Origin of the sequence: Amycolatopsis rhabdoformis (assembly GCF_035918295.1) — a bacterium.
Lineage (GTDB): Bacteria > Actinomycetota > Actinomycetes > Mycobacteriales > Pseudonocardiaceae > Amycolatopsis > Amycolatopsis rhabdoformis.
Map to the genome: position 1 here is coordinate 2,263,578 of NZ_CP142149.1, position 15,926 is coordinate 2,279,503.

Annotated in this window: 16 protein-coding genes; 10 read left to right on the forward strand and 6 right to left on the reverse strand. The window is 72.4% G+C overall.

Translation table 11 applies throughout. The features are described 5' to 3' along the window. Window positions 1–3: 3 nt before the first annotated feature. Window positions 4–300, reverse strand: a complete 297-nt coding sequence (locus VSH64_RS10610) for a hypothetical protein (protein ID WP_326835363.1) — start codon at window positions 298–300, stop codon at window positions 4–6. Between the two features lie 159 nt (window positions 301–459). Between VSH64_RS10610 and VSH64_RS10615 the strand changes: the two genes are divergently transcribed. Together VSH64_RS10615 and VSH64_RS10620 are read left to right on the forward strand one after the other, a co-directional pair. Next, entirely contained in the window at window positions 460–1,434 is a 975-nt protein-coding gene (locus tag VSH64_RS10615; RefSeq protein ID WP_326835364.1) for an NAD(P)H-dependent flavin oxidoreductase, read from the forward strand. Further along, the gene (locus VSH64_RS10620) at window positions 1,431–2,210 is read left to right on the forward strand and encodes an SDR family NAD(P)-dependent oxidoreductase (protein WP_326835365.1); all 780 of its coding nucleotides are present in this window, start codon (window positions 1,431–1,433) and stop codon (window positions 2,208–2,210) included. Before VSH64_RS10615 ends, VSH64_RS10620 begins: the two co-directional genes overlap by 4 nt. Window positions 2,211–2,219: 9 nt before the next feature. Here the strand turns inward: VSH64_RS10620 and VSH64_RS10625 are convergent, their stop codons facing one another. From VSH64_RS10625 to VSH64_RS10640, 4 genes are read right to left on the reverse strand one after another with little or no spacing between them, the layout of a single operon-like run. Beyond that, window positions 2,220–2,669: a MaoC/PaaZ C-terminal domain-containing protein gene (locus VSH64_RS10625; RefSeq protein WP_326835366.1), complete on the reverse strand. Its 450-nt coding sequence runs from the start codon at window positions 2,667–2,669 to the stop codon at window positions 2,220–2,222. A 29-nt stretch (window positions 2,670–2,698) separates the two neighbouring features. Further along, on the reverse strand, window positions 2,699–3,955 hold the full coding sequence (locus VSH64_RS10630; protein WP_326835367.1) for an FAS1-like dehydratase domain-containing protein: 1,257 nt from the start codon (window positions 3,953–3,955) through the stop codon (window positions 2,699–2,701). Window positions 3,956–3,993: 38 nt separating this feature from the next. Beyond that, complete coding sequence (locus tag VSH64_RS10635; RefSeq protein ID WP_326835368.1) at window positions 3,994–5,190, reverse strand: acetyl-CoA C-acetyltransferase; 1,197 nt, start codon at window positions 5,188–5,190, stop codon at window positions 3,994–3,996. Continuing rightward, entirely contained in the window at window positions 5,187–6,467 is a 1,281-nt protein-coding gene (locus tag VSH64_RS10640; RefSeq protein WP_326835369.1) for an acetyl-CoA hydrolase/transferase family protein, read from the reverse strand. The genes VSH64_RS10635 and VSH64_RS10640 overlap by 4 nt, the downstream gene beginning before the upstream one ends. Before the next feature lie 187 nt (window positions 6,468–6,654). Between VSH64_RS10640 and VSH64_RS10645 the strand changes: the two genes are divergently transcribed. From VSH64_RS10645 to VSH64_RS10675, 7 genes are read left to right on the forward strand one after another with little or no spacing between them, the layout of a single operon-like run. Next, entirely contained in the window at window positions 6,655–8,232 is a 1,578-nt protein-coding gene (locus tag VSH64_RS10645; RefSeq protein ID WP_326835370.1) for a class I adenylate-forming enzyme family protein, read from the forward strand. After that, window positions 8,229–9,338, forward strand: coding sequence for an acyl-CoA dehydrogenase family protein (locus VSH64_RS10650; protein ID WP_326835371.1), 1,110 nt, complete (start codon window positions 8,229–8,231; stop codon window positions 9,336–9,338). The genes VSH64_RS10645 and VSH64_RS10650 overlap by 4 nt, the downstream gene beginning before the upstream one ends. Continuing rightward, the gene (locus VSH64_RS10655) at window positions 9,335–10,579 is read left to right on the forward strand and encodes an acyl-CoA dehydrogenase family protein (RefSeq protein ID WP_326835372.1); all 1,245 of its coding nucleotides are present in this window, start codon (window positions 9,335–9,337) and stop codon (window positions 10,577–10,579) included. The genes VSH64_RS10650 and VSH64_RS10655 overlap by 4 nt, the downstream gene beginning before the upstream one ends. Beyond that, on the forward strand, window positions 10,576–11,346 hold the full coding sequence (locus VSH64_RS10660) for an enoyl-CoA hydratase/isomerase family protein (protein ID WP_326835373.1): 771 nt from the start codon (window positions 10,576–10,578) through the stop codon (window positions 11,344–11,346). The genes VSH64_RS10655 and VSH64_RS10660 overlap by 4 nt, the downstream gene beginning before the upstream one ends. Further along, window positions 11,343–12,095: a 3-oxoacyl-ACP reductase FabG gene (fabG, locus tag VSH64_RS10665; RefSeq protein ID WP_326835374.1), complete on the forward strand. Its 753-nt coding sequence runs from the start codon at window positions 11,343–11,345 to the stop codon at window positions 12,093–12,095. The genes VSH64_RS10660 and fabG overlap by 4 nt, the downstream gene beginning before the upstream one ends. Continuing rightward, window positions 12,092–13,360, forward strand: a complete 1,269-nt coding sequence (locus tag VSH64_RS10670; RefSeq protein WP_326835375.1) for a CaiB/BaiF CoA transferase family protein — start codon at window positions 12,092–12,094, stop codon at window positions 13,358–13,360. Before fabG ends, VSH64_RS10670 begins: the two co-directional genes overlap by 4 nt. A gap of 18 nt (window positions 13,361–13,378) precedes the next feature. Next, window positions 13,379–14,218, forward strand: coding sequence for a mycofactocin-coupled SDR family oxidoreductase (locus VSH64_RS10675; protein WP_326835376.1), 840 nt, complete (start codon window positions 13,379–13,381; stop codon window positions 14,216–14,218). 29 nt (window positions 14,219–14,247) lie between these two features. On the opposite strand, the gene VSH64_RS10680 is transcribed toward VSH64_RS10675, so the two are convergent. After that, complete coding sequence (locus VSH64_RS10680) at window positions 14,248–15,036, reverse strand: FadR/GntR family transcriptional regulator (RefSeq protein WP_326835377.1); 789 nt, start codon at window positions 15,034–15,036, stop codon at window positions 14,248–14,250. Between the two features lie 42 nt (window positions 15,037–15,078). On the opposite strand from VSH64_RS10680, the gene VSH64_RS10685 reads away from it, so the two are divergent. Beyond that, window positions 15,079–15,921, forward strand: coding sequence for an enoyl-CoA hydratase-related protein (locus VSH64_RS10685; RefSeq protein ID WP_326835378.1), 843 nt, complete (start codon window positions 15,079–15,081; stop codon window positions 15,919–15,921). Window positions 15,922–15,926 lie beyond the last annotated feature (5 nt).

Genomic DNA, 15,926 nt, shown 5'->3' on the forward strand with positions numbered 1-15,926 from the left:
GGGTCAGTCGCTCGAGGGCAGTTGCTTGGCCTGCAAGGGAAGCAGCGACTCCGAGGACGTGCCCAGCGTGCCGTCGCCGGCCTTGGTCACCAGGACCTCGAGCACACCGTCGCCGGTCGTGTAGCGCTTGCCGAGCAGGGCGCCGTCGCGGTGGCCGTCGGCCGGGGTGAGACCCGGGGCCGGCGTGTCCGCGAGGCCGACCATCGGGTGCCCGCCGCAGTACAGCTCGACGTCGGCCGGCCGGATCACGATCACCTCCGTCGAGCACACCTGGCTCCGGAACCGGGCTCCTGGCGTCATGGCTCACTCCTCGTGCGCTGGCGGTCGGGAAGCGCGGCGCCGAGGCTGGAGTATCGCGCTTCCGGTGGAATATAGTGTAATGAATTCCTGTCGAAGCGACAACCGGCGCGACGGTGTCCGCCGAGTGGACCGTCCAGCACCCCGTCGAAGGAGCCCCCCGTGATCCGCACCCGCTTCACCGAGACGTTCGGCGTCGAGCACCCCGTCGTCCAAGGCGGCATGCAGTGGGTCGGCCGCGCGCCGCTCGTGGCCGCGGTCGCCGAGGCCGGCGCGCTGGGCATGCTCACCGCGCTGACCCAGCCGACGCCGGAAGCGCTCGCCGAGGAGATCCGCCGCACCCGCGAGCTCACCGATCGCCCGTTCGGCGTGAACCTGACCATCCTCCCGACGATCACGCCGCCGCCGTACGACGAGTACCGCCAGGCGATCATCGAATCCGGCGTGCGGATCGTCGAGACCGCCGGCTCGAACCCGGCCCCGCACCTGCCGGCGCTGCACGCCGCCGGGATCAAGGTGATCCACAAGTGCACCAGTGTGCGGCACGCGGTGAAGGCCGAGCAGGTCGGCGTGGACGCGGTCGGCATCGACGGCTTCGAGTGCGCCGGGCACCCCGGTGAGGACGACATCGCCGGCCTGGTGCTGATCCCCGCCGCGGCGCGCCGGCTCAGCGTGCCGGTGCTCGCGTCGGGCGGGTTCGCCGACGGGCGCGGGCTCGCGGCCGCGCTGGCTCTTGGCGCCGACGGCATCACCATGGGCACCCGGTTCCTCTGCACGCAGGAAGCACCGGTGCACGACAAGGTGAAGCAGGCGATCGTCGCCGCCACCGAGAACGACACCGAGCTGATCCTGCGGCCGCTGCGCAACACCTCGCGCGTGGCCAGCAACCGCGTCAGCCGCGAAGTGGTGGAGCGCCTCGCACGCGGCGCGGCGTTCGAGGAGGTCCGTGAACTCGTGGCCGGGGCGCGCGGCCGCACCGTGTTCGAGACGGGCGACCTCGATGCCGGCGTGTGGACCGTCGGCACCGCACAGGGCTTGATCGACGACATCCCGAGCGTGCGCGACCTGGTCGCCCGCATCACCGCCGACGCCGAGGACTTGATCCTCAAGCGGTTGCCGGCCCTGGTCGACGCGTGAACGCGCGGCGCGCGTTCGTGCAGGGCGCCGGCCGCGGCGTCGGGCTCGCCGTGGCCGAACGGCTCGCCCGCGCGGCCACGGCGCTCGCGGTCGGGACCCGCGACGACCGGCCCGACCTCGTCGAGCACCTGCGTTCGCTCGGCGCGCCCGAGGTGCTTGCGATCAGGGTCGACGTGACCGAGCCGGCGGCGGTGCGCGCCGCGTTCGCCGAGCTCGCGACCCGGTGGGAGAGTCTGGATGTGCTGGTGAACGTGGTCGGTCCGCCGGTCGAGCGGCGGCCGTGGGAGGAGACGCCGGACGACGCGTGGACCTCGGCGTTCGAGCTCGGCGTGCTGAGTGCCGTGCGCACCACCCGGGCCGCGCTGCCGCTCCTGCGTGCGGCGGCCCCGGCCCGGGTAGTGAACGTTTCGGCGTTGTCGGCCACCGTGCAGGCCGCCGGGATCGCGGCCTACAGCGCGGCGAAAGCGGCGCTGAACAGCGTGACCAAGACGATGTCGGTGGAGCTGGCGCCCCACGTGCTGGTGAACGCCGTGTCGCCGGGCGCGATCCTGTCGCGGCGGCTCGAAGAGTCCCTCGCCGCGGCCGGCCGCTCGCCCGACGACACCACCGCGGCCTTCGAGCTGATCCGCGCGCGCCACGACCTGCGCGGCGATCTGGCCAAAGTGGCCACTCCGGACGAGGTGGCCGCCGCGATCTGTTTCCTGTGCTCCGCCGACAACTCCCACATCACCGGCGTGAACCTGCACGTGGACGGCGGCACCGCGAGTCCACTGTAGACGGGGTGGTCAGACCGGGCGCCGGCGCACCAGCACGTCGATCCGCCCGGTCTGCACCGTCTCGTCCCGCTGGTTGAGCAGGTCGAACCGGCGCTGCACGATGCCGCGGTCCGGTTTGGACGCCGAGGGCCGCACGTCCTCGATGGTCAGCCGCAGGTGCACGGTGTCGCCGATGAACACCGGTCCGGTGAACGTCCAGTCCTTGATCCCGAGCATCGCGATCGCGCTGCCGGAGAACGTGCCCGTGCGGTCGAGCAGGCCGGTCGCGATCGAGAGGCCGAGCAGGCCGTAGACCACCCGTTGGCCGTACACCGTCGACGCCGCGAACTCGCGGTCGGTGTGGATCGGGTTGAAATCACCGCTCAGCCCGGCGAAAGCGACGACGTCGGCCTCGGTGACGGTGCGGGCCATCGAGGTGAACACCTGACCGGGTTCGAGGTCCTCGAGGTAGTGGACCATGCGCGTGGCGCTCCTTCGTTCTGGGGCGCTCAACCGAGCGCGAACCGGGTGAGCTCGGCCTGGACGAGGCCGTCCAGGGTGTCGGCGGGCGGGGTGGGCAGGGTGAGCGCGCCGTGGTCGCGGCTGGGCAGGATCACCGTCGCGGTGCCCGGCGTGGTCACCTCACCGCGCTGGTTGGTGCAGCGCAGGTCGAGGTCCACGAGGTGGTGGCCGTCCTCGACCCGCTTGGCGACGATCTCGCCGGTGACCCAGGTGGCGTCGCCGAGGTAGTTGAACTTGCGGTGCTCGCAGCGAAGCTTGAACAGCCACGCGTCGTCGCCCATCCAGTCGGTGAGCGCGTGGGTCAGCCAGATCTCGCGCATGCCGCCGTAGTCGTAGGAGGTGGGCAGCCCGAGTTCCTGCGCGCGGTCCGGCTCCCAGTGCAGGCGCTGCACGGTGTCGGGCACGTTGAGCGCGTTCGGCGGGTACATGCCCGGCACCTTCCGCCGGGTCAGGTACGCGAGCCGGAACGCCCCGGGCGGCGTGAGCTGCATGCCCCAGCCGAGGTGCCACACGACCACGTCGGTGGTGGTGAGCGGTCCCTTGACTCGGGGCTGGATCGCGTCGCCGACCTCGACGTCCTCCCAGAACCGCGGCTCGGCGCCGCGCCGGGTCTCGGCCGCGTACGCCGCGTCGATCGCCGCGAGCTGCTCGTCGGTGTAGGGCTCCGGCGCCTCGGCGCGCTTGGTCGAGCGCTCCTTGGTGGCGGCGCGCTCGGCGTTGACCCAGGTGCCGCGGCGGATCGCGTGCACCTCGCCGACGCCGTTGGCGTAGAGGAAGTCGTTGGTCACGTGTGCGGTGCGGCCGCCGAAGCGGCTGGGCTTGTCCGCGAGCCCGACCTGCGCCAGCAGCAGCCGGCAGCGGTCGCCGAGGACCAGGGGCCGGTACCACTCGAACTCCATCACCGCCTGGTACGAGCCGAGCCCGGAGAACGGGTCGCCCTTGAGGATCGCCTTCTGCTCGTCGTCCGGCGCGGGCGCGGCGTCTTCGCCCATCGTGTACGCGTACCCGGGCGGCGCGAGCAGGGTGCCCCAGCGCGTGCCTTTGGCGTAGTCCGGGTCGCAGTAGAGCGGGTTGTCGTCGCCGTAGCCGAACGCGAAGTGCCGGGTGCCGTCCTGCGTCACCTCGAGGTTGTGCGGCTTGCGCCGCAGCGGTTGCGGGATGCCGAGCCGCAGCCGCGAGCGGTCGAACGCGGCGTCGGTGAGCCGGCCGGGTTCGAGGGAACTTCGGTCCGAGGTGGCCGTCATGGGGGTGATCTCCTTGCTGCGGAACGGGTTCTGGATGCTCAGACGCGCTCGACCACGGCGGCGAGGCCCTGGCCGCCGCCGATGCACATCGTGATCAGCGCCCGGCGCGCGTCGCGCCGGCGGAGCTCGTGCAGTGCGGTCACGGTCATGCGGGTGCCGGTGGCGCCGACCGGGTGGCCGAGCGAGATGCCGGAGCCCGACACGTTGAGCCGCTCGCGCTCGTCCCAGCCCCAACCGGCGAGCACGCCGAGGACCTGGGCCGCGAAGGCCTCGTTGAGCTCCACGAGATCGAGGTCGTCGAACGTGAGACCGGTGCGCTTGAACAGTTTCTCGACGGCCGGCACCGGGCCGAGGCCCATCGTCGCCGGATCGCAGCCGGCCACCGCGGAGGCCCGCAGGTAGCCCATCGGTTCGAGGCCCAGCCGCTCGGCGACGTCCTCGGCCACGACCAGGCACGCGGCGGCCGCGTCGTTCTGCTGGCTGGCGTTGCCGGCCGTCACGGTGCCGTCGGGCAGGATCGGCCGCAGCCGCGCGAGCGATTCGGCGGTGCTGTCCGGCCGGATGCCCTCGTCGCGGCGTACCCGCACGGCCGGCCCGCGGCGTTGGGGCACCTCGACTTCGACGATCTCTTCGTCGAACGCGCCGGCCTCCCACGCCGCGTGCGCGCGCCGGTGGCTCTCGGCCGCGTAGGCGTCGGCCGCTTCGCGGGTGATGCCATGCAGGCGCGCGACGTTCTCCGCGGTCTCGATCATCCCCGAGATCCGGCCGAAGCGGGCCTCCGGCTGCGAGCGTTCCCGCCCGCGGTCGAGCCGGTCGTGCAACGTGATCCCGCCGGCTTTCGCGCCCCAGCGCGCGTTCTGGGTGTACAGCTCCACATTGCTCATCGACTCGACGCCGCCGGCGAGCACCACGTCGGCCGAGTCGGTGGCGATCAGCTGCGCGGCGGTGATGATCGCTTGCAGGCCGCCGCCGCAGCGGCGATCGAGCTGCATGCCGGGAACCGTGGTCGGCAGGCCGGCGTTGAGCGCGGCCCAGCGGCCGATGCACGGCGCTTCGGAGTTGGCGTAGGACTGCGCCAGCACCACGTCGTCGACGAGCGCCGGATCGAGGCCCGAGCGGTCGAGCACCTCGCGGATCACCAGGGTGGCCAGCTCTTCGGCCGGCACGGTGCGCAGCGCGCCGCCGAACGCGCCGACCGGCGTCCGGACGGGGTTGACCAAAACGGCGTGTCTCATGCGGGCTCCTGCTCTCGGGGTGCGACGGCGCGAGTGACGGCGCCGGGGAGGTGGGGCGAACGGTCGAGCTCGGCCCGGTGCCGCGGGTGCGCGAGCGCGGTGATCAGGTCGCGGCGCTCGCTCATCGTGCGGCCGCGCAGGTCGGCGACGCCGTGTTCGGTCACGATCACGCAGGCGTCGGCGGCGCCGATGGTGGCCGGGCCGGAGAGCCGGCCGACGATGCGGCTCACGGCGCCCGCGGTGGACGGCAGCGCGACGATCGAGACTCCGCCCGGTGAGCGCCGGGCGCCCCGGGCGAAGTCCAGCGCGCCGCCGACAGCGCCGACGTACCGGCCCGCCGCGACCTCGCAGTTCACCGCGCCGGTGAGGTCGACCTCGACGGCCGAGTTGATCGCGGTCAGCCGGGGGAGCGAGGCGAGCACGGCCGGGTCGTGGGTGTAGCCGACCGGGCGCAGCGCGATTTCGCCGTGGCCGTCCACGAAGTCGTAGAGTGCACGGCTGCCGAGCACCAGCCCGGTCACGCTCCGGCCGGCGTCGCTGCCCTTGCGGCGATTGGTGACCGCGCCGGACTCGATCAGCGCGGCCAGGCCGTCGCCGAGCGCGCCGGTGTGGATGCCGAGGTCCGCGCGCCCGGTGAGCCGGCCGGCGACCGCCTCGGGAATCTTGCCGAGACCCACCTGGAGGGTGGCGCCGTCTTCGACGAACCCGGCCACGCGCGCGGCGATCCGGCGTTCGAGCGGCCCGGTTTCGGGGATCGCGGTCTCGAGGGGTGCGGAGCGCGCGCTCACCCAGGCGGCGACCCGCTCGGGCTCGACCACCGGGGCGTCCGGGATCAGGGGCGCGGCCGGGTTCACCTCGGCGAGCACGGTGCGGGCGTGGCGCAGCGCGGCGGTCACGTAGTCCGCGGCGTAGGCGAGCCGGTGCCGGCCGTCGGGCCCGGGCCGGGTCACCTGGATCAGCACGACGTCGACGGCGAAGTCACCGGTCGCGAGCGCGGCGGCGAGGTCGGAGTAGTGCACCGGAACGATCTCCAGGCGGCCCGCTCGCTGCGCGGCCCGGTTGCCCATGGCGGTGTAGGACACCGTCGTCCACGGGGGCGCCGGCTCGTCCGCTTCGCCGAGGTGGAAGCCCGTGAAGCAGCGCAGCTCGCCCAGGCTCGCGGCCTGCTCGGCGAGCAGGCCGGTGAGCAGCCGGGGCCGCCCGGCGGCCTGGCCCCACAGCACCAGGTCGTCTCCGCGGACGAACCGGCTGAGGTCGAGCGACGTCGGGTGCGGCACGGACCAACCTCCTCCAGGTAGCAGGGCAATGTATATTCTTTACACTAATTAGGCGGCCTCGTCGAGACGGTGTGGTGAACGCGGTGGCGACCTTGAACCGTCAAGGAGTGCAGTGTCTGGTGCTGAGCGTGATCCTCAGCTAGGCTCCACGGTAATTCATTAAACTTAATTACCGAAGGATCTGATCGTGTCCGAAGGTGAAGCGGTGGTGGCGCCGCCGCGAACGGCCGACGAGCTGCGCGCCCTGGTCGGCAGCCGGTCGCTGCTGTCCCTGCTCGCGTGGCGCGCGGCGGAGAAGCCCGAGCGCGTGTTCAGCCGCGTCGGTGAGGACCGGGCCGCGACGTTCGGGCAGATCGCCGCGCTGGCCGTGACGGTGTCCGACGCGCTCGCCACCCGGGGCGTCGGCCCGGGCAGCCGGGTGCTGGTGCGGATCGGCAACGACGAGCGCTTCCTGGCCTGCCTGGCCGCGATCTGGGAGCTCGGGGCCACCGCGGTGCCGATGCACCCGGCGGCCTCGGCGAATGATCTGTCCGGCGCCGCCGTGGCCCTCACACTGGACGCCGTCTGCTGCGACGTCGGCGACAGCGTCGCGAGGACGAGCGGGCTCGCGACCGTGCTCGTCGCGAGGATCGAACCGGACCTCGCCCCCGCCCGGCCGCTGCGCGTGCCCGACGTCGGCGGCAACGAGACCGCGCTGATCCTGCTCACCTCCGGCTCCACCGGAGCGCCGAAAGGCGTGCTGCTCAGCCACGACAACGCGTGGTCGAACATGCGCGCCACGGTTTCGGCGTTCCGCGCGGACGTGTCGCCGCGGCCGCTGAGCGACTCCGAGCGGCCACCGAACCTGCTGGCGAACCCGGTTTCGCACACCGCCGGCATCGTCCGCCTGCTCTTCGCGCTGTACGTCGGCCGCGCCGTGGTGCTGGTGCCGAAGTTCGACGCGGCGCTGGTGAAGCGCCTGCTTGACACCTACGGCATCGACAACCTGACCATCAACCCGGCGATGCTGCGCATGCTGCTCGACGGATTGCCCGCCGGCGCCGACCTCGGCCGGGTGAAATACGTGTCGTCGGGCACCGCGCCGCTCACCGACGCGTTGCGCGAGGAGTTCGAAGCGCGCTTCGGCGTGCCCGTGCTGCAGGCGTACGGCCAGACGGAGGCGTTCGGCGGGATCGCGATCGAGAACGTGCGCGACGTCCTGGCCGGCCGGCGCCGGCCCGGCTCGGTCGGCCGTCCGCTGCCCGGCGTCGAGCTGCGTCTGCTCGCGCCCGACGGCACCGACGTCACGCCCGGCGAATCCGGCGAGATCGTGGTCCGCTCGAAGTCCAGCTCGTCGGCCTACGCCGGCAGCGCCACCGCGCTGCTGTCGGCCGACGGCTGGCTGCGCACCGGCGACCTCGGCCGGCTCGACGACGAGGGTTACCTGTACATCACCGGCCGGCTGAAGAACATCATCATCTGCGGCGGTTTCAACATCGCGCCGGAAGAGGTCGAGGCCGCGCTCGAGCTCGACGACGCCGTGACCGAGGCGGTGGTGGTGTCCGTCGCCGACGACCGGCTCGGCGAGCTGCCGGTCGCGTTCGTGACCGGCTCCGGGGAAGAGGACCGGATCCTCGCCGCGGCCGGTGCGCGGCTGGCGCCGTACAAGCGGCCGCGGCGGGTCGCCGTCGTCAACGCGTTTCCCCGCGTGCCCAACGGAAAGGTCGACCGCGGCGAGGTCGCCCGGATGGCCGCCGCACTCTTCGCCGAGGAGCCGCCCCGATGAGCCTGCAGCACCGGCCCGAGCACGACGAGCTGCGGGCCACCCTGCGTGGCTTCCTCGCGGACCGGATGGCCGAGCCGGCCGTCCGGTCCGATGTGGACACCGAACCGGGGTATCGCGCCGAGGTGTGGCGCCAGTTCTGCGCCCAGCTCGGCGTGGCCGCGATCGCGGTGCCCGAGCAGTACGGCGGGGGCGGGTTCGGCCAGGTCGAGCTCGGCATCGTGCTGGAGGAGACGGGCGCGGCGCTGGCCACGATGCCGTTGCTGGCCACCGCGGTGCTCGGCGCCGGACTGCTGCTGGCCTCGGGCGACGACGCGTGCTGCGCCGAGCTCCTGCCCGGCGTCGCCGAGGGCGAGACCACGTTGGCCGTCGCCGTGCAGGGCCACGGCACCGCGTGGGCCGGACCGCAGGAACCCGTGCTGGCCACCGGCACCGGCACCGGCTGGACGCTGCGGGGCGAGGTGTCGTTCGTCCTCGACGGTGCGAGTGCCGACCACCTGCTGGTCGTCGGACGGCACGACGCCGGCGCGAGCGTGTTCCTCGTGGCCGGAACCGACGTCGAGCGCACCCCGATGACCACCCTCGACGAGACCCGCAAGCAGGCCGTGGTCCGCTTCGCCGGCGCGCCCGCGCGGCTGGTCGGCACCCCGGGTGACGGCGACCGGGCCCTCGCGCACACGCTGGTGCGCGCCCGCGCCGCACTGGCGGCCGAAAGCGTGGGCGTCTGCCGCCGGATGCTCGAGATGGCAGTCGGCTACGCGAAGGTGCGCGAGCAGTTCGGCCGCCCGATCGGTTCGTTCCAGGCGGTGAAGCACCTGTGCTCGACGATGCTGATCGAGACCGAGCTCGCCACCTCGGCCACGCGGATGGCGGCCGACGCGCTCGACGCCGCCGTGCCGGACGCCGAGCTGCAGGTGGCCGCGGCCGCCGCGGCCACCGCCGACACCCTCGACCTGGTCGCCGCCGAGATGATCGAGGTCTTCGGCGGAATCGGCTTCACCTGGGAGCACCCGGCGCACCTCTACTACAAACGCGCGGTGTCCTCGGCCCGGCTGTGGGGCGGTTCCGCGCGCCTGCGCGCCGCGATCTTCGAAGGAGCTGCCCGATGACGGAAACCCTCGCGCGTGCGGACCTGCTCGCGCTGGCGGACGGCGACGAGGAACGCGTGTTCGCCGCCGAGGTGATCGCGTTCCTGGAAGAGCACCACCCGCCGCGGACGCCGGCGGACGCGAGCTGGGGCACCGGCCCGGAAGCACTGAGCCTGTTCCACGAGACCACCGACGAGCGGGAACGCGAAGAGTCCCGCCTGGCCCAGGGCTGGCAGCGCACCAAGTGGGACGCGGGATTCGGCTGGATCGCCGGGCCCGAGGCGTACGGCGGCCGAGGCCTGCGGCCGTCGTTCGACCGGCTGTACCGGGCGATCGAAGGCCACTTCGCCGTGCCGGACATGAGCCCGCTGCGGATCGGGCTCGGCACGATCAGCCCGGTGCTGGTCGCGCACGGCACGCCTTACCTGATCGAGGAATACGCGGTGCGGCTGCACCGCGGCGACCTCGTCGGCTGCCAGCTGTTCTCCGAGCCCGAAGCCGGTTCCGACCTCGCCGGGGCCCGCACCAAGGCGGTGCGCACCGCGGAGGGCTGGGTGCTCAACGGCCAGAAAGTGTGGACCTCCAACGGTTCCTTCGCCGACGTCGGCCTCGCGATCGTGCGCACCGACCCGGCCGTGCCGAAGCACAAGGGCCTCACGATGTTCCTGGTGCCGATGGACACCCCCGGCGTCGAGGTCCGCCGCATCCGCCAGCTCACCGGCGGGTCGAGCTTCGCCGAGACCTTCCTCTCCGACGTGCGCCTCGACGACGCGCAGCGGCTCGGCGAACCCGGTGCGGGCTGGCGGATCACCAACCAGGCGCTGGCCGGCGAACGCCGCTCGGTCGGCGACCGTTCGCACGAGCTGAACGCCCGCGCCCTCGGGCTGCTGAAGGTGCTGGCCGAACGCGTGCGGCGCAGCGACGACCCGCTGATCCGCGACCGCTGGGCGCGGTTGTACGTGGCGCTCTACAGCGCCCGCGCGCAGCAGGTCCGGATGCAGGCGACGCCGGAGGACCGGCTGACCGGTGCCGAGCGTGCCATCGACAAGGTCGTGGTCGCGCGCACCTACCGCGATCTCGGCGCGCTCGCCGCCGAGCTGCTCGGGCCCGCGTTCGCCGCCGACACCGGCGAGTGGGGCACGTTCGCCTGGACGAAGTGGTCGCTCGGCGCGCTCGGCTTCCGGATCGCCGGCGGCACCGAGGAGATCATCAAGACCATGCTCGCCGAGCGGGTGCTCGGCCTTCCCCGGGAGCCGAAGTGACCGACTACCAGACCGTCGACTTCGACGTCACCGACCACATCGCGACCGTCACGCTGAACCGGCCGGAGGTGCTGAACTCGTTCGACCAGCGGATGCTCGACGAGTTCGCCGCGATCTGGCGCCGCTGCCGCGTGGACGAGGACATCCGGGTGGTGGTGCTGCGTGCCGCCGGCGATCGCGCGTTCTCCACCGGTGTGGATCGCAAGGCGGGCCGCGACCGGCACCCCAACCCGTTCTCCGAGGACGATCCCGGGTTTTTCCTCGGTGCCAAGCAGAACCGCGTGTGGAAGCCGCTGATCTGCGCGGTGCACGGGATGTGTGCCGGCGGCGCGTTCTACTGGCTCAACGAGGCCGACGTGATCCTCTGCTCCGAGGACGCCACCTTCTTCGACCCGCACACCACCTACGGCATGGTCTCCGCACTGGAGCCGGCCGCGCTCGCGCGGCGCATCCCGTTCGGCGAAGCCATGCGGATCGCGCTGTTCGGCCTCGACGAACGCGTCGGCGCCGCCCGCGCGCTGCAGATCGGTCTCGTGAGCGAGGTCGTCGCGCGCGAGCGGCTGTGGGATCGCGCGCGGACGCTGGCCGAGCGGCTCGCCGCGAAACCGCCGATCGCGGTGCAGGGCACGGTGAAAGCGGTGTGGGACGCGCAGTCGATGACGCCGTCGGCGAGCCGGGAAGTGCCGCTGCACTACCCCCAGATCGGCAACCCGCTCGCGAAGACCGAGCTGGGCGAGACCCCGAAACCCGAGTGGGAGCTGCGATGAGCGAAAGGACCACCGTGCTGCTGGCCGGACAGACCGCCGTGATCACCGGGGCGGCCCAGGGGATCGGGCTGACCATCGCCGAGACCTTCGTGGCGCACGGCGCCCGCGTGGTGATCGGCGACCTCGACGAGGTGCGCGTGAAAGCCGCCGTCGAGCACCTCGGCGGCGCCGGCGTCGCCGCGGGCGCGGTCTGCGACGTGCGCAGCGCCGCCGACCTCGCCGCGCTGCTCGACCTCGCCACCGGTGAAGAGCCGCCGCACGTGATGGTGAACAACGCCGGCATCACCCGCGACGCGACGATGCGGCGGATGACCGAGGAGCAGTTCGACGAGGTGATCGACATCAACCTCAAGGGCACCTGGCTCGGGATGAAGGCCGCCGCGGAACGGATGCGCGAGGCCGGGCGCGGCTCGATCGTGAACCTCTCCTCACTGTCGGGCAAGGTCGGGATGGCGGGCCAGACGAACTACTCGGCGGCGAAGGCCGGAGTCGTCGGCATGACCAAGGCCGCGGCGAAGGAACTCGCGCACACCGGCGTGCGGGTGAACGCGGTGCAGCCCGGCCTGATCCGGACGCCGATGACCGAGGCGATGCCGCGGAAGGCCTGGGACCAGAAGATGAGCGAGATCCCGATGGGCCGCCCCGGCGAGCCGGTCGAGGTCGCGACCGGGGTGCTGTTCCTGGCGAGCGCGCTGTCGAGCTATATGACCGGGACCGTGCAGGAGATCACCGGCGGGCGGTTCATGTGAGCGCCGGAACCGAGCAGCCGCTTGGGCAGCCCACCGCGCAGGAGACTGGGCAGCCGAGCGGCCCGCTGAACGGCATCCGCGTGGTCGAGGTCGCCGCGTGGGCGTTCGTGCCGTCCTCGGCCGCGGTGCTGTCCGACTGGGGCGCCGACGTGATCAAGATCGAGCCGACGGGGTTCGGCGACCCTATCCGCGGCCTGCAGGCCGCCGGCGGAGCCCCGAAAGGCGCGCCGCAGACCAACTTCATGGTCGAGGTCGCCAACCGCGGCAAGCGCAGCGTCGCGCTCGACCTGGCGACGCCGGGCGGGCGCGAGGCGCTGCTCACGCTGGTCGCCACGGCCGACGTGTTCATGACGAGTTTTCTTCCGGCCACGAGGAAAAAGCTCGGGATCGACGTCGACGACATCCGCGCGGTGAACCCCACGATCGTCTACGCGCGGGGTTCCGGCTGGGGCGTGCGCGGCGACGAGGCCACCGCCGGCGGGTTCGACTCCGCGGCCTACACCGGACGCGGCGGGGTCGCCAACGCGGTCACGCTGCCCGGCCGCCACCCGGCGCCGCAACGGCCCGCGTTCGGCGACATCATGAGCGGCCTGACCCTGGCGGGCGGGATCGCCGCCGCGCTGGTCGGGCGCGCGCGGACCGGCCGCGGTGAGGTCGTGGACGTGTCGTTGCTCGGCACGGCGGTCTGGCACCTCGCGCCCGACATCGCGGCCGGCGCGCTCTACGAGGGGTTCGAGCGGCCGTCCTACGCGGTCGGCGAGTACCCGAACCCGGTGTCCGGCGCGTACCGCACCGCCGACGAGCGTTACCTGACCCTGGCGCTGATCGACTCGCAGCGGCACTGGCCCGACTTCTGCCGGCGGCTCGGCCGGGCGGACCTGATCGACGACCCGCGGTTCGCGGACATGGCCGCCCGCAAGGAAAACCGGGTGGCGTGCTGCGAGCAGCTGGCCGCGGCGTTCGCGAGCCGCACGCTGGCCGAGTGGAGCAGCGCGCTCGACGGCTTCGAAGGCGTCTGGGCGCCCAACGCCAACCCCGACGAGGTGCGCCACGACCCGCAGGTGGTCGCCAACGGCTACGTGCAACAGGTCGAGCTCGCCGACGGACCGTTCACCAACGTGACGAGCCCGGTGCAGTTCGGCGAGAACCCGGCCCGGCTGCGCCCGGCGCCGCAACACGGCGCGGACACCGACGAGGTGCTGCTCGCGTCCGGCTACGACATGGACCGGTTGCTGGCGATGAAGATCGCCGGCGAGGTCCTCTGAGGACAGGAGTTTCCGAACATGGCGGGAAAGCTCGAAGACCAGGTCGCGTTCGTCACCGGCGCGGCCCGCGGCCAGGGCCGCAGCCACGCGGTGCGGATGGCCGCCGAGGGCGCGGACATCATCGCCGTCGACCGGTGCGCCGATCTCGAGAGCGTGAACTACGGTCTGGCCACCGAAGCCGATCTCGACGAGACCTGCGCGCTGGTCGAGGCGCAGGGCCGGAAAGTGGTGCGCCACGTCGCCGACGTGCGCGACCTCGCCGCGCTCACGGCCGCGGTCGAGGACGGCGTCGGCCGGTTCGGCCGGCTCGACATCGCGGTCGCCAACGCGGGGATCGCCTCCTACGGTGCCGGTGCGGATCTCACCGAACAGCAGTGGGACGAGATGATCGACGTCAACCTCTCCGGCGTCTGGCGCACGGCGAGGGTGGCGATCCCGCACATCCGCGCGGGTGGCCGCGGCGGCTGCATCCTCATGACCAGTTCGGTCGCCGGCCTGCGCGGAATCCCGCACGCGGCGCACTACGCGGCGTCGAAACACGGCGTCGTCGGCCTGGTGAAGGTGCTCGCGCTCGAACTCGGCGCGGAAGGCATCCGCGTGAACGCGATCCACCCGACCAACGTGAACACCGGCATGATCCGCAACGACGCCACCGTGGAGCTGTTCCTGCCCAACCCCGACAAGCCGCGCACCGAAGAAGCCTTCGCGCGGATCGCGCAGCAGCTCAACGTGCTGCCGGTGCCGTGGATCGAGCCGGAGGTCGTGAGCGAGACCGTGGTGTTCCTGGCGTCGGAGGCGGGCAAGTACATCACCGGGGCGTCGATCCCGGTCGACGCCGGGATGTCGCAGCGGTGGTGACCCCGACCCGGCCCGCACCCGCCGGGACGTCAGCCGAACAGGTCGACGATCTTGGTGTTCTTCACGTCGTCGCCGAGCAGGGTGGTGGCCGCGGTGCGCATGTGGGTCGTCCAGTGCTCCTCGGCCGCCGCGCGGTCGCCCTCGGCGATCAGGTTCGCGAGCTTGCGGAACGAAGCCAGCACGCGCTTGAAGCGGCCGGGCCGCTCGGACTCGTCGAAGGTCGGGGCGATGGTGGCCGCGTAGTGCGTGGCCACCACTTCCTGCAGCAGCTGGCCCTGCAGCGCCAGGGTCTTGTTGCCGCAGCCCTTCACCACGAGCTCGTGGAACCGGTAGGTGGCCTCCGACCACGGGCGCGGCTCAGGGACACCGTTGTCGGTCGCCTTGATCAGCTTCTCCAGCCCGGCGATCGAGTCGAACAGGCTCTGGTTCGCGTCGGCGTCGCGGCGCCCGGCCATGAGCCCGGCGCAGATCGGCTCGAGGATGGTGCGGGCCTCGTAGACGTCGGCGATGGTGGCGCCGTCGAGCTGCAGCAGCAGGCCGACGTAGTGCGCGCCGGTGCCGACGTCGGGCGAGATCACCCGGGCCCCGCCGCCGACCCCGCGCCGGATCTCCAGCAGCGACTCCGCCTCGAGCAGCCGGTAGGCCTCCCGCAACGTCGGGCGCGACACGCCGAGCTGCACCATGAGATCGGACTCGCTGGGCAGCATGGTGCCCGGAGGCAGCTCGCCGCGCACGATCTGGCGCCGGAACTCCTTCGCGATCAGCTCGGAGGTCTTGGGGGCGCGATACCTCGTGCCCGAAGTCGGTTCGACAGTCATGGGTTCCCGGTCTCCATCGCAATTTATTGAGGTCATTGTCGCATGAAGACGTCCGAGTTCGAGAACGTCGGGTACGAGGTCCGCGATCACGTCGCGGTGGTGACCCTGAACCGGCCCGACCGCCGCAACGCGTGGGACGGGGCGATGGCGGTCGAGTACCGCTGGGCCCTGCACCACGCCGACACCGACCCACAGGTGGGCGTCGTGCTGCTCACCGGCGCCGGGGACATGTTCTGCGTGGGTGCCGACGCCGGCACGCTGAGCGACGTCGACCGCACCGGCGGATACGTGCGCGCGCGGGCCGAGCTGCCGCCGTACCCGGCCGACGCGCCGGCCGGGATGCGGCACAACCACACCTACCCGCTGGCGTTGTCGGTGCCGGTGATCGCGGCGATCAACGGGCCGTGCGCGGGCGCCGGGTTCGTGCTCGCCTGCTTCGCCGACATCCGGCTCGCCGCCGACAACACCAAGATCACGCCGTCGTTCGCGGGCCTCGGCCTGCCGGCGGAGTACGGGATCGGCTGGATCCTGCCTCGCATCTGCGGCACGCAGAACGCCGCTGAAATCCTCATGACGAACGCGGTGATGACCACGGCGGAGGCGAAGGAGCTCGGCTTCGTCCGCCGCTCCTACCCACGCGAGACGTTTCCCGAGTGCGCGTTCGAGTACGCCCGGGGGATCGCGCGGCACTCCTCGCCCGCGTCGCTGGCGGCGATCAAACGCCAGCTGTACGTCGACGCGGAGGCCGACCTGGATCAGGCTTATCTCTCGTCGGTGTCGGCGATGAACGCGATGGTCGCCGGTCCCGACTTCCGCACCGGGCTGCGGGCGATGCGGGCGAAACAGCGCCCGTGGTTCCTCGGCGACCCGGCCGCGGAAGCTTGAGAACT